This window comes from Arenicella xantha (genome assembly GCF_003315245.1).
GTDB classification, from domain to species: Bacteria; Pseudomonadota; Gammaproteobacteria; order Arenicellales; family Arenicellaceae; genus Arenicella; species Arenicella xantha.
The window spans coordinates 517,761-532,095 of sequence record NZ_QNRT01000002.1 but is presented as its reverse complement, the minus strand read 5'-3'; the positions used below and the strand labels follow the sequence as shown (position 1 = coordinate 532,095).

Annotated in this window: 10 protein-coding genes; 7 read left to right on the top strand and 3 right to left on the bottom strand. The window is 46.3% G+C overall.

Features of this window, described 5'->3' with window-relative positions; translation table 11 throughout:
• Nucleotides 1-321 precede the first annotated feature (321 nt).
• The 4 genes from DFR28_RS08175 to DFR28_RS08160 all read left to right on the top strand — a co-directional run bounded on the left by DFR28_RS08175 (nucleotide 322) and on the right by DFR28_RS08160 (nucleotide 4,835).
• Entirely contained in the window at nucleotides 322-1,377 is a 1,056-nt protein-coding gene (locus DFR28_RS08175; RefSeq protein ID WP_211316927.1) for a class I SAM-dependent methyltransferase, read from the top strand.
• 165 nt (nucleotides 1,378-1,542) lie between these two features.
• Nucleotides 1,543-3,111, top strand: coding sequence for a choice-of-anchor Q domain-containing protein (locus tag DFR28_RS08170; protein ID WP_113953842.1), 1,569 nt, complete (start codon nucleotides 1,543-1,545; stop codon nucleotides 3,109-3,111).
• 261 nt (nucleotides 3,112-3,372) lie between these two features.
• Nucleotides 3,373-4,266, top strand: coding sequence for a hypothetical protein (locus tag DFR28_RS08165; RefSeq protein WP_113953841.1), 894 nt, complete (start codon nucleotides 3,373-3,375; stop codon nucleotides 4,264-4,266).
• A 32-nt stretch (nucleotides 4,267-4,298) separates the two neighbouring features.
• A complete protein-coding gene (locus DFR28_RS08160; RefSeq protein ID WP_113953840.1) occupies nucleotides 4,299-4,835 on the top strand; it encodes a hypothetical protein in 537 nt (178 codons plus the stop codon).
• A gap of 638 nt (nucleotides 4,836-5,473) precedes the next feature.
• Here DFR28_RS08160 and DFR28_RS08155 read toward each other — a convergent pair.
• Nucleotides 5,474-7,414 carry a S8 family peptidase gene (locus tag DFR28_RS08155; RefSeq protein WP_170132023.1) on the bottom strand — a complete coding sequence of 647 codons (1,941 nt, stop codon included), beginning with the start codon at nucleotides 7,412-7,414 and terminating at the stop codon, nucleotides 5,474-5,476.
• A gap of 282 nt (nucleotides 7,415-7,696) precedes the next feature.
• On the bottom strand, nucleotides 7,697-8,788 hold the full coding sequence (locus DFR28_RS08150; protein ID WP_113953838.1) for a CNNM domain-containing protein: 1,092 nt from the start codon (nucleotides 8,786-8,788) through the stop codon (nucleotides 7,697-7,699).
• A 330-nt stretch (nucleotides 8,789-9,118) separates the two neighbouring features.
• Between DFR28_RS08150 and DFR28_RS19660 the strand changes: the two genes are divergently transcribed.
• Nucleotides 9,119-9,268 (top strand): hypothetical protein, encoded by a 150-nt coding sequence (locus DFR28_RS19660; RefSeq protein WP_170132022.1) that lies wholly within the window; start codon nucleotides 9,119-9,121, stop codon nucleotides 9,266-9,268.
• 493 nt (nucleotides 9,269-9,761) lie between these two features.
• Here the strand turns inward: DFR28_RS19660 and DFR28_RS08145 are convergent, their stop codons facing one another.
• On the bottom strand, nucleotides 9,762-11,174 hold the full coding sequence (locus DFR28_RS08145) for a hypothetical protein (RefSeq protein WP_113953837.1): 1,413 nt from the start codon (nucleotides 11,172-11,174) through the stop codon (nucleotides 9,762-9,764).
• A gap of 503 nt (nucleotides 11,175-11,677) precedes the next feature.
• Here DFR28_RS08145 and DFR28_RS08135 point away from each other — a divergent pair.
• Together DFR28_RS08135 and DFR28_RS08130 are read left to right on the top strand one after the other, a co-directional pair.
• Nucleotides 11,678-13,954, top strand: coding sequence for an N-acyl-D-amino-acid deacylase family protein (locus DFR28_RS08135; protein WP_170132021.1), 2,277 nt, complete (start codon nucleotides 11,678-11,680; stop codon nucleotides 13,952-13,954).
• Between the two features lie 94 nt (nucleotides 13,955-14,048).
• A complete protein-coding gene (locus tag DFR28_RS08130; protein WP_113953834.1) occupies nucleotides 14,049-14,252 on the top strand; it encodes a hypothetical protein in 204 nt (67 codons plus the stop codon).
• The last annotated feature ends 83 nt before the right edge of the window (nucleotides 14,253-14,335 follow it).

Sequence of the window (14,335 nt, the reverse complement as noted above, 5' to 3'; positions counted from 1 at the left end):
AATCATCCATAGACAGCAAAATATAGGGAAATCACAAGAAAATCACAAGAATTCCCTAAGTAATTTATACGCAGCTTAGAGCTAAAATGACTGATGTCAAGTTATGCCAAGCAGAGTGAGGGTAGCACACTGCGGCGTAATATTACTGCGCGTGAAGTTCCGAATAGTGGTTCGCTTTAGGGTGTTTACCATGATCGAGCTTGAGCAAGCGCTAACTAATTGAATGCATTTTATGCGAGCCGCTGTTGCACAAAGTTGTGTAGTGACAGGTGAGGACCACCGCATAAATACGTTTGATCGTGTATTAATTTGGAGAATGAAGTGGACATTAACGAAGAAAAATTTAATCAGCTTTTTGGCAAAGTCTTCGCCGACATTGGCGGCGCCATGGGGCTGTTTATGGCCTACATGGGCGATCAAGCAGGGATATATAAAGCCTTGGATCAAGCGGGGGCATGTACGGCAGAGGTGTTGGCGCAAAAGGCGAATGTAGATGAGCGTTATTTGCTTGAGTGGCTGTCGGCCAATGCGGCTGCAGGATACATAGACTATAACCCGCAGACCAGTGAATTTGGACTAAGCCCTGAGCAAGCAGCGTTGTTTGCGCACGAAGGCGAGCCAACTTGTCTGCAAGGCTTTTTTCAATCAGTAATTACACAAGTAATGGAAAGCGAAACAGCTATTGAGACACTAAAAACTGGCGAGGGTCGTGCTTGGGGTGATCATAATCCTGGTTGCTTTTGTGGCACGGATCGATTTTTTCGCCCAGGCTATCAAGTAAACCTAATAGCTAACTGGATCCCCGCGATGCAGGGCGTTGACGAAAAGCTACAACAGGGCGGAAAGGTCGCAGACATTGGTTGTGGTCGCGGATCCTCAAGTCTATTAATGGCACAACACTACCCCAATTCAACCGTGCATGGTTATGACTTTCATCAACCATCGATTGACGCTGCCAAAGCAAAAGCACTTGCCGCCGGCATCTCAAATGTGGAATTTCACACAATTTCAGCCAAGGAAATAACCGACAGAGATTTTGATTTTGTGTGTATTTTCGATGCGCTGCATGACATGGGGGACCCGGTCGGTGCTGCCGCAAATATCAAACAATGTATGAAGGAAGATGGCAGCTTCATGTTGGTCGAGCCATTAGCCAATGACAGTTTGGAAGAGAACCTTAATTTGCTAGGCGCTATATTTTATGGTTTTTCCACCACTGTTTGCGTTCCGGCATCACGAGCACAAGAAGTGGGCTTGGGTCTTGGTGCGCAGGCTGGCGAGAAAAAACTGACTGACGTACTTACTCAAGCTGGTTTTGGCAATGTCCGCCGGGCCACTGAGACCGCCACAAACATGGTAATTGAAGCAAGGTTCTAGTTGATGTTGATTCGCCAAGCGCAGCAAGAGCGCAGAACCAAAATTGATAAATAGGAAAAATTTAATGAATACGCACGTTAAAAATAATGCAAACAGGCTGTTAGTCTTGAGTAGATGCAATCGTAAATCAGTGCATAACTTCTCTTTACCAAACTAGGATAGACGATGAAATCGAATCGTATCGAAAAGCCTAGTGCAAGTACCGCGATCAGCTTGACGCCATTAAACCTAGCTATTCGCGCGAGCATTATCGGCCTCGGCTTGGCACACAGTGCGGTGCAGGCGAACACAATTTCGGTTAATTCTAATTTAGATACCAATTCAGTCACTGGCTGCAGTTTGCGTGAGGCTATTGCGTCGGCCAACAATCCTTCGAGTCTCGGCAACGGCTGCGTATCAGGGGGTATCCCCACGAGCACCGACACGATTACGTTTGCAAACAGTTTGGCATCAAACACGATCACTCTGTTGGCCGGCGCGCTTGAGCTTGAAAGTAAGAATATTGAGATTAATGCCAGCAGCATCACTGGCGGAATTACCATTGACGCAAATAACGCGTCGCGTGTTCTTTATATTAATTCAGCGACCGTAAGCTTACTTAACCTGAATATAACTGGCGGATCCGCAAGCATTGGCGGTGGCGTGGTCGCGATCAACTCGGCCAAGCTAAGCCTAAGCGACAGCAGAGTGTTTGGTAATTCGGCAAATCTTGGCGGTGGCGGAATCTATGCTAGTACGGTGTCCACCAGCTTAAGTTTAAACAACAGTGCAGTGTCTGAAAACGTCGCAGGTCTTGGTGGTGGAATTTACCTTAACTCAGCCAGCGTAAGTTTAAATAGCAGTGTCATATCGAGTAACTTAGCGGACAACGGCGGTGGAATTTACGCCCATAATTCTGCCAGCGTGAATATCGACAGTGGTATTGTGTCTGCTAATTTTGCAATTCGAGGCGGCGGAATTCATGCTGTCAACTCAGCCAGCGTGAGCCTAATTAACAGCACCGTGTCTGGCAATTCGGCTAGTTCCGGCGGTGGAATTCAGATAAGCGATTACGCTAGCGCAAGCTTGAGTGGTAGCAATATATTGAGTAATCACGCCTACAACGGCGGCGGTATTTTCACCCGTAACTATACCCGTATGAGCATAAGCAACAGTAGCGTGTCGAGTAATTCGGCTTATTATGCGGGCGGAGGGGTTTTTGCTGGTAACTATGCCAACGTAAGCTTGGTTAACAGTACCGTATCGAGTAATTTATCGAATTATCGCGGCGGCGGAATTAACGCTAACTCCGGTAGCATCACCCTAATTAATAGCACTGTTTCGGATAATTCAGCTGACCTATACGGTGGCGGAGTTGCAGCAAGTTCGGCTACCATAAACCTGAGCAACAGTATTATTGCTAATTCTCTTGGTGATGGTGACTGCGACAATATCGACAGTACCATTACCGTAGACTACGCTACCATAATTGAAGATGCTTCCTGCGGGGCTAGTCGTTTTGGCGACCCAGGCTTGTTGCCCCTGGCAAACAACGGTGGTTCAACTGACACACATGCACTAAGCCTAACTAGCCCAGCGATCGGCACTGCAAACCCATCGCAATGCCCGTCGACCGATCAACGCGGTGAAGTGCGTGATATCGCCGGTATGTTTGTTCCGATAGTCACTGCTAGCAAAAAAATCGCCGTCATCAACCTCGATGGCGAATGCGATGTCGGCGCATTCGAGATTTAGTATGCCCCGGCAATTATCAAAGTATGGGGCCGGCATGAGGATCCTCGTGAGTAAATTGCTTACTGTAGAACGCGGCCGTCGTTCTTTGTTGCCGAAACCTCATCCAACTTGATAATAGCTATCACAGTTCATACCGCTTAAGTTAAGGCTAGTCTGATCGAACTTTAGGATTGACTTCGATTTGACAAGGATACGTCATCTAACCCAGAACGTTTAACCATTCCCCCTACCAACCATGTTCCCAATAAAGGTGTAAACCCTATGAATTATAAAAAACTCGCCAGTAAGTGTACCGGCAATGCTGTTGATCAGCGATCTAATCTAATCCAGCTGTTTGACTGGCACACAACAATTCGGACCGCGCTGCAGCTAGGTGCTGCTTTACTAATGCTGTTTGTCATAAACGGTCACGCTGCTGAACGAGAGCGGGCAAGCGTCGATCATCGAGTCAACTTTGAAAGTGCTGCAAATGAAGTTGCTGTGTTTAAGACATGGATGATTGGCGCTAATGGGTCTGGGGTAGTCGATGCGGTGATCAAGCCTACGTCACCTATCGGAAGTCGCTACAACCTCAAAGGCCTCGACAATAGGAAGTTTCTGCAGTACGAACGTCAGGGTTATTTCGGCGGCATTAACTTGGGTTGGACTAATAACGCCAGCGCCAAAACGGCTGCTGATAGCTCTTACTGGGTCTTCGTGCCTAAGGATCAATCTCGACGTGTCGGCGTTAAAGATCGCGGTGAAGCACTTCGCGCGCAACCCATCAAGTACGGGGAGCTAATTGCGCTTGGTCGTCAACCGAAGCCACGCTCACCGGGTGCAAGTACACCGAACAACAGTTGGAGATTTCTTAAGTACAGCAAACGTAAGAAGGGCATTAACCTGAACTGGGACAAAAAGCCTGTCTATGAGTGGGCCGTGCTTGGTGGCAAGCCTGGTACCACAGTACGGGCAGGTAAAGATTGGGTAATCCTCTATAACGTGAAGCATAAGCAACCAATGATCTACTACGCGCGGGACAATGCGGGGCATTTAGGTTGGCCTGATAGCACCGAGTACCTTGCCACCACCTTACGTACTCGCAGCGAAAAATACACCAGCAAGAAAAATTTACGCCCCGAAGTATGGGCTGCCATGATGTTGAAAAATCAATAGTCAATTACATAGTCAATCAGGGAGACAATCGAATGAACCACTTTCTACAGAGCAAGTATCTCACGCTTGCGGCAACGATTATCATACTCACAGCATACGCTACCAACGCCGAAGCAGCGCGCAAGGGTGCGCCTGGTTCGGAGGATCGAACTGAGTGGTGTGACGCTAAACTGCGCAGCTGTGTTGACAGCGCTAATGAGGATTGTGACTCAACTTACGGCACAGATCTTGCATCCAGTTTGTGCCAGTCGAGCGAGGTGAATACGTGTAAAAATGCCTACGGCTCGACTTCGGACTGCCTAACACGCGATCGAGTCGCAGATCGCCCAGACAAAACGCCTCAGGCTGGTGGCCCACAAAGAGTCGCCCCCGCATCGAGCAGCACACGAAAGCCACGTGATCATAGACAAACGTCGCAGCAGAACTCCACAAGAGTTAACTCCGCGGCCATTAGTACAAGTGACTGCACGGCATATGGTGGCACGGTACAACGTGATGCGTCGTGCGCTAGCAAGCAGTCATGTTTGATCAATAATAGTAATGGCTGCATAACTAAGGCAGCTAAGTGATTATGTTATAGAGTGTGACTTTGATTGCAGGAATAGTGGCTTTACCTTGTGTTTTGCCACTATTGCTTGTGTACGATTAGTCGGGTCTAAAGGCGGCCTCCTAAGCTGTTTCAGCTGCACTGCAGAGGTAACAAACTAAGCGTGTTAAGGAGCTCTGCTAGGGTTGAAGTCAGGGAACTATTGGGCGGTGCATGACACGATTGATTTAGGGCTATTTGAACCTGTTTTATGTAGGCATCAGCTTAATCTAGTTGCCGCCATGAACTGTATCGCGGCTTAGTTCGACTCGGCTTTGACCCCAACCATTCCCCTTTCGGGTTGATCGTGCAAACTGCAAGATCTGACACCTTCCTAAAGTTTCGTTTTAAGGGAGCGTCTAATGTTTGAATCAATCATAAATCGCACAGTTGTTGTTCCACTGGGCTCGAATGAGTCACCTCCCTCAGTTGCAGCTTTTGCTGGGTGGAGAGCAAGACAAGGTTGTTACCAATGCCCACGAAATTGTTCGCTCCATAAAAACTTATCAGGACACCTATGACGAGAAGTGGAGAAACTAGGGACGTAGTGATGGGTCTCCAGCTTCGCGTCGGCTTTTGAGTGTCTAGTGGGGCGTTCTTGTATTACTACTTTGCTCATTTTCACCGCTTATCCAGAAGTAAAAATATTGCAGGGAGTGGGTTCCCATATTGCAGCTTGTCGAGAGCCTGCTCAGCGTCTACTAATCCGTAGCCAGACGTGAAATCAAACCCTTTTTTACCTATATCTTGTGCACCGTTTATAAGTGCTCTGCGGACATCGTCAGCTTTCACGAGATTTGTGACACTCATTAGCTGTGCGGCAATTCCTGCAACGTGAGGTGCAGCAGCAGAGGTGCCATAAAATAGCGACGGGAACCCACCGGCCCCCGATACGGAAACTTGATCTAGCGCAACTAAGTCCGGTTTTCTTCTTTTCTGTTGTGATTCAAACTGGGCACCTCCAGTCACTGAATTTCTGGAGGTTGTGTGTATAAGGGCCGGGCCTTGAGAGGAGTAAAACGCGACCTCTCCAGTGTTGACTTGACTTGAATTTATGGTTCCGACAGCCAAGACTCGCTCAACACTTGGGTGACCAAATATGCTTGACTCGGCCATAGGGTACTCGATGGCGCCCTGACCTAGAAAAAAGAGTCTAAAATGAAATTGATAAACTGGACCGTTAGTTAGCTCGACGGTGACAAAATAAACTTTATCATCGTTAGATGGATTTGGAATGCAGACGCCCTCGATTGCATCCTCGGGGGAAGCTGTTCGAGTGCCGTCACTCGCGTAAACAACATATCCTTGGCTATCATGTATTCTGAGTCGAAGAGCATTTCGGCTACCAAATCCGCCAAGTCGACCATCCCACTGTAAGATGACGGTTGACGCGCTATTGGCTGTGACGATAAACCCGTGATAATGATCCTCTTCAGCAGGGTAGTAAGTGTTACCTCTCAACGGATCAACAAACGTGTGAACGGAAGTGTTACTATAATTTGGATTATCAAGCCAAATTGGTTCATGAGAGCCTCGGTAACTAGCCAGATAGTGGCCATACCCGTCGTTTCCTGCTGCGGACACGAACAGCACTCGCTTTGATGCATTCGCCACGGCGGTTGCGATGTCACCGTCATAAAACGATGGTTCTCCATAAAAGCCAAGATCATCCACGATGATATCGGCACCAAAGTCGTTAATTAGAGTGTTTATCTTATCTATGAATTCCAGCGATGTGCGTACTGATGCTACCGCTATGTCAGCATCGGGCGCGATGTCATGTACTATCTCGGCCATAGCTGTTCCTTCATTGCAGGTGCCTCCACCGGCTCGACAAAGATCAGCGCTCGTACTGCCTGAATCACAATTTCCATAGAGCGTAATCTTGGCAGGTAGGTCACCAGAATCTCGTGCTTGCGTCCAGTTCTTCGCCCCATCAGAAAGAATCCCGACACGTACTCCTTTTCCCGTATGACCAATTTGTCGCAGGAGGTCACTACCTAGGATTTGGTCTCCTTGAGTTACTGCGGCACCCGATTTTGGAAACGCATAATTGGGCGCTGAAATTCTCAAGACATTGCTATCTTCAGCTAGCGCTAGAAGAGTTTGTTCATTGGCCCAGCCCTGTACTCGGTTTAAATCAGAACTAACTAGTTCAATAGTGAGGCCGGCATTTCTGATAGCCTTCTCAACGGCCTCGTCGAGGTTAAAGAAGTCAATATAAACTTGGATTTGGTCGTGCTGATTGCGATGTACGAAGGCGCTCGTATTCGGTGTGTTTGCACCATCAGTTTTAGCACTCGTTTCTTCTTGATTAGACAGGCTTTTGGCAAGAAATTTTCCAAATTTGCGCAGGCTTGGCTTAAATTGAACATCGTTGTTTTTCTTAAGCGTGTTGAAAGGCTTCAACTTGGCGCGCTTGTTTGTAGTGTGATTTGCTGTGGGCTCACTAGTCACCATGTTTTCTTGGTTCGACCCAGCCTCATCAAATACGCTGGCAAAAGAATAATTCGAGCACCCTATACTTAATAATAAAGCGCAAATAATGATTTGTTTTTTCAAGCTAAGCCCCATTTTTAAATCCAAAATAGCAATGCATTCTACCGAGTTTTCAGAACAGTGTAACCAAAAACGCTATGTGGTCTTTAGCCGGCAGATATCGATCAGGCCTTGACGAGGCGGGCTTTCCTAAACTATCTTGATTCAGGGCCCTTTAAATGAGTAATAGTTATTGTCGGTTTTCGTTAGTTCTAAATGTACGTTGCAGTAGCTGGCCTACAAAGTTTGTGTGGTTTGAAGTCAATGCTTTTTCGTGAGATAAAATTGATTCTAACCTGCTTTACTTTATGGGGTCACGTTGTCATCGGTGACTGCCGAGTCGATAGCTCCCAATAATTTGGCTCGTTTTTTCCTAAGGCCTTGCGCGAGCACTCGCATGTCGGTCGCGGTATCGGTCTCATCTATTATCTCCATACCCAGCATCGTCTCAATCACGTCTTCCATCGTGACGATGCCAGCCATGCCACCGAAGTCATCGAGTACCACGGCTATATGTTCTTTGCGTTGCATCAATGTAGTAAATAGCTCAGTCAATGCAAAATTTTGACCAATAGCAATGATGTCGCGTTTTAAGCTCGCCACGGAATCATTTTCACGATTGTCGATCATTGCTTCCATCACGTCCATTTTCAGGATGTAACCAGAAATATGATCTTTATTGTTTTGCGTGAATGTGGGAATACGCGAAAACTGAGTACTTTTGCGTGCGTTGTAGTAGTCGCCAATGCTTTGTTCTTCGGGAGTGGCTGAAACCACTGTGCGTGGAGTCATTACGTCGCTCGCCGTGATCCCCTGAAACCGCAGCATGCTACCCAACATCTTCGATTCGACTGCTTCTAAGACGCCGTCCTCAGCCCCCATTTCTGTCATGGCTAGAAAATCATTTCGCGTCAGCACTGCGCCGTGGCCGTCTGTCTTGAGTAATTTTGTTAGTAGTTGACTCATCCATACAAGCGGCGCCAATACAACGAGTAGAAATCGTAGCGAAGCAACCGTAAAGCCCGCTAGTTTGCGCCAATAAAGTGCGCCGATGGTCTTGGGCACAATCTCAGATAATAATAGAACTGCCAGCGTCATGGCGGCCGGCACGACTAAACGAGTAATAAGTGGATTGCTTTCGGACCATATGGCCGCGGCTTGCTCGCCCACGCCAATCGCACCGACAGTATGAGCAATGGTGTTCAGCGTCAAAATTGCTGATAACGGACGATCAATGTCTTGCTTAAATGCGTTGAGGTAGTTGCCAGTAGCTGTGCCTTTTTGTTGTTGGATACGGGCGTAGGTTGGCGTAATACTAAGCAGCACCGCCTCCCATAGCGAGCACATGAAAGAAAAGAAGATCGCAAGAACAAAAAATGTGATTAACAACGTATACATTATATGACTCTATTAAGTTTGGTGTTTCAGTTCAACACAGTGGAGTGACTACCACCAAAAATACCAAGATAAAGGTTGGTGAGCAGGGTGCATCATATCAAACCTCTTTTATACGTCACACGGATATCGTTAATCATTGCTTTGCTTAAACTTACATGGCGTACGTAGATCTAAATTTCACTTCAGCGGCGGTGGAAAACATACTGGAAAAATCGTAATTCACTGCGTTTGCCATCACATAACGGCGCAAAATAAGCATCAAATGCTATATAAGGTATTCCGTTTAGTCTGAAGCACCATTTAGAGCTTGTGGATTGCACTGGGTAAATTATGCGTGAGGGTAGACGTGGGGTTAGAACACACAACGCGATGCTGCTACTCAGGTTGCTCGGGCTTGATTCGGAGTCGTGGGCGGTGCTCGCCGCCAAGTTTGAAAGTCGGTTTCAGTCTTGGGTTGGTTCAGAGCATATTGTAATGTGAGTGTGCGAAGGCAGCTATATAAGCTACCCGCGATTCGCGGTTGCCAAGCGCTTTTATAGAAAACGAGTTATCTAGGTGAACTTTTCTCATTCAACTTATTTAAGCGAAGGGACGGCTTGTCTGGAGAGCTTTGCATCCAGCCGGAACCGAACGAGTGTGTAGTTGCGGCTCGTAACCGGCGAGTTAATCTAGTCATAAGCGTATTTTCCAACCATTGATTGGTAAAACTGATGAGCCAGCTGTTTGCGGCACTTCGTTAGAGTGGTTGTCCCGATCCTTTACCAGAATATAGATGGGAGCCTTTAGCAGCATTTATAAGTTAAGCAGCGATCAATGCAGTGTCGATGAGTTCTGTGTTCTAGTTAATGCGAGCAATCGAAAGTGAGCGTTAGTTTGTTTATAAACGAACAGTCCAACGGACTCGTACAAAAACGGTGTCACCCAAACACTAACCACTACTAGTAGACGACTTACTTCTCCCTGCAATTTTGCCTCAATCTAAAATCAAATTAAGCGCTGAGAGTTCGGGGTAGGTGAGTTTTAGCTTGACGAAATAAGACGTCCGATACGAATCTAGATGAACTATGCTGTAATAGTGCTCATTGTATTCCCATAACTCGATATCTGGTACTGCGTCAGTAGGCAGAATCACACGCATTTTCTGAGTGCCACCATCAAGAAAAAACGCCTTGCGACTCAATAAGTCACTCGCTGAAATCGCCGCTTTTGTTTTCGAGCAGCTTAAGAGGCTTCCTGTTAGGGGACGTTGCACAACGTGTTCTGTTGATGAAGATGGTAAATCGATTTTAAACAAACGATTCGGAGCATTGTCCGAGTCGCCTTGATCGTAAGAATAGTCTTGAATGTAGATATGTTGTTGAACTGCGCAGATTGACTGGACGCCTTCATATCCATTGACTGGGTAAGAAGAGTTCAAAATTAGCAGTCGATTCATCGCTCCGACGTTTCCATTTGTTTCCCAAATTGCTCGCGTCTGCCCAGAAATTCTCTGGAAATAGAGTTTGTCATTCACTACGACAGGAGTATCTGAACAACCCGTGGTTAGTTTATCTAACTGGCCGGAGTTAGATATCCGCATTAAACCGGAATTATCTGCCGAATAACTTCCTTGTTGATCGTATCCGATGACACAGAAAAAGGTGCCCTTAGAGTTTGATGTGGCGTTACGAAATGCCAGTGAATCTCCTAGATCGAACGTGCTCGAATCACGCAATTCGAAATTGTCAAAGCCACGGCTATCATTTCTCCAAACGTTGGTACCACCGCCGACGTTGTGTGTCAGTAATGTCACTGATCCCGCAGTACCACCTTTGTTGGGTGTAACGCCGTTTATAATACCCAAAGCGTCAGTGTTTAATTTATTAAGTTGTGATTTGCCTGCATCAAAGCGCCATAAGACTGGGGCATAATTTTGGTCGTTGTCAACATTCCTTACCAGCATATAAAATACGTTGCCCGACACATAGGATTCAATGAGATTTGAAAATTCCGACCCCACGTTACCTGCAAAACCGTACCCAAAGTCCTTAATGAATTTTGTACCTGTGGTGGTGCCATCAGTCACATAGACTCGACCTAATATATCTAGCAGTGCGTAACCTTCTCCAGCAGTAATGCTAGATGCAGCTAAAACTGACGTTTCTTCAACTTTAGTTAGCAGCTTAGAGGTTTGCGTGCCGAGATCAAAAAGCCTGATTGCCAAACCGTAGCTCTCTTTTGTGACGTAGACAATAGAACGCTCATTAAGCTGAGCTATAGATCCATCACCAGGAGGAGCTTGCTTAAACTCACTGCTTAGTTCAGACGTACGGTAAGCTGCGCCATAGGCGGTATTGGCTGCGCAAAAAAAGAATATAAGTCCAATGCTGAATTGACGTAAATGCATCCTTAGTCTAGTCCTTCAAAATTTAATTTTGCGCGTCACTATAGCATTTATTTAGGAGAATGTGGACACCTGTGGAAGAGTGTGCGCCCACTCGTAACTTGAGAAAAACCCAGAAGAAAAGGGGGCAGAGCCGAATTAACAATGACAGCCTGATAAAGTAAGCTACCCTGACAATTTAGGTTGAATCGAAACGGAACTCGATATGCCGCCGGTGGCGTTACGGTTACAGAAGTTTCGCGATTTGTTCTCTGGAAAGTTGGACGAAGCGGTATTTAACGATATCCGTGTGACGACTCAGAGAGGTTTGATATTAGGAACCGATGAGTTTCGGGCGCAGGTTGCTGAGCTGCTCGGTCGTGAGGGCGCGCATTGCCCGAGAGGGCGGCCAACGAAAAAACGGCCCCTTTTTTATTTAGAACTTCGCTTATAATTTGGGGTACTACACTACCAACGATTTACCTGGATAAATGCGTTTTTATGCAAAGAAGAACAAGGAAACAACAATGAAAAAATGGCTAAAGTTTTTACAGTTGTCATTGGTAGTCTGTCTTATCGTGCCCCAAACTCTGTCGGCTAACACTAATGAGATCTCAGCATCCAAGCCCAATGCTGCTCCGTTAACAACCGTTGATACCTTGATAGTCGGTGGTAAAGTTTTAGATGGCAGTGGCAATCCATGGGCGTATCAGGACATTGGCATCTCCGGTGAAAGAATTGCTTTTATTGGCGATGCGGATAGCCACCAAGTTAAAGCAAAGCGGGTTATCAAAGCCAACGGACTTTATGTGACACCGGGATTTATTGATATGCACAGTCACGCTGAGCCAGGGCATCCTGAGGCGAGAAAAATGCTGCCGCAGTTATACCAGGGAGTAACAACTGTTGTCTTGGGTGTTGATGGCCAAGGTAACAATGACGTTGCACAACAATATGCTGAGTACATAGCACACGGCATTGGCGCCAATGTGGCCTCTTACGTGGGTTTTAATGCAGCGCGCCAGAAAGTATTGGGAATGAGTGCTGACGCCCCAACGCCGGCGCAATTGAAAGCAATGCAACAGTTTATTGAACGCGGGATGCAAGAAGGTGCGTTTGGAATATCATCAGGTCTATTCTATAGACCCGCTACCTACGCCTCTACCGAAGAGGTTATCTCGGTTGCGTCTATTGCGCGTAAATACAATGGGGTTTACGACACACACGATAGAGATATGGGGTCTGTTCTCGATGGCATTGGCTATGATGCATCCGTTGCTGAGGCCATCGATATCGGAGAGAAAAGTGGCAATAGAGTTATCTTTAGCCATTTTACTCCGCAGGGAAGGCACAACTACGGTCGCGCAGATATCGGTGTAAAACTAATCAATAATGCGCGCCTTCGAGGTGTTGACGTTGTCGCCGCTCAGCACCCATATATCGCCACGCGAAGCTCGCTGCTTGCTTACACTCTTCCCGACTGGGCCTTAGCCGGTGGCATTGAACAATTATTCAACAGGCTAACAGAGGCTAAAACAAACGCACGCATACGAGAAGACAGCAAACGTATGTTAAATATTAGAGGCGGCGCCGGAAAGCTAATGTTTGCCGACGCCAACCCTGAACTCAATGGCAAAACTTTAAAAGAAGTCGCAGAGATCTACAACCTTTCTGTGTTCGAGACGGTTATCAAAATTGTACGCGCCCAAAACGATGCGAGTGTGATGAACATTGGCCTATACGATATGAACAATATTCGTTTGTTGGCAACACAAGAATGGATGATGACAAGTACCGATGGCGGCTCTGAGCCAGCCGGGGACAGACAGGGACATCCGCGCGATTTTGCGGCCTTTACTAAAAAAATACGTAAATTTGTGGTCGATGAAAAATTAATAAGCCTGCCATTTGCAATACGAGGTATGACATCGCTACCGTCACAATTTCTCGGCATAGCCGATAGAGGCAGGTTAACTGTCGGCCACTACGCAGATATTAATATTTTCAACTTAGCGGAGCTCAAAGATAAAGCCACTTATGAAAACTCTCAGCAATATTCAGAGGGATTAGAGTATGTATTGATCAACGGCCAAATAGCTTTAGAGAAAGGCAAAGCAACAACCATCCTTGCAGGTAAACCTCTTATTCGCCATCAACATCTTGCAGAACAAGAACCGACAGAAAAACATATGCTTGAGATGTTGAGAAATGCCTTTGGTGGAAAAGAACTACTCACCAGTATCGATAGATTCTCAACCACACTCACCACGATAAATAGCCAACAGAAAGTTAAAGTTTCTCGCTCATATTTTGATTTTTCTAAGAAGCATGTTGCCCAATCTCTTCCAGAATTAGAAGAATTGTATTTAAGAACTCCTGAACGTTCAGAGCAACATAAGAAGGGAGAGATTTCAGCATTAAAAAAGAACAAGCAAAACCAACTTTTGAATAATATGGATTTAAACTTCTTAAGTTTTTTGCGCAGTGATGAGCTCAGGTTGTTAGGTCCATTGGATATACCAGAACACGGAGATCAAAGCTGGTGGATCATGAATACAGGTGACCTGTTATCGCCTGCAATTGGTTTAGATCGCGACACTGGTCACATTCGCAAAGTGCTTTTTGATGATGGGCGTTATATTCTTGAATCGGATTACCGCCCTTTGGAAAACGGCATTCAGTGGCCGCATAAGTTTCGTTTAATGGATAAAAAAGAAGTGGTATTTAAAGGCGAATATTCAGAAATGAACATCAATGCCAAGCCCCAATTTGATACGCCCAGTTGGTTTAATATTGAAAAATAACGAAGAAGAAAAGGGGGCAGAGCCGAATTAACAATGACAGCCTGACAAGATAAGCTACCCAGACAATTTAGATTGAATCGAAACGGAGTTCGATATGCGGTCGGTGGCGTCGCAGTTATTGAAGTATCGCGATTTGTTCTCTGGAAAGTTGGACGAAGCGGTACTTAAGGATACCCGTGTGACGACTCCGAGAGGTTTGATATTAGGATCCGATGAGTTTCGGTCGCAGGTTGCTGAGCTACTTGGTCGTGAGGTTGAGCATCGCCCAATAGGGCGGCCAACGAAAAAACGGCTCTGACCCTTTTTACTTGCTTTTTACTTGTAGGTATCTAAAACCTCAGTAGCGTTCTCTAAGGCTCGCAGTGCGAGCCTATCAATCTA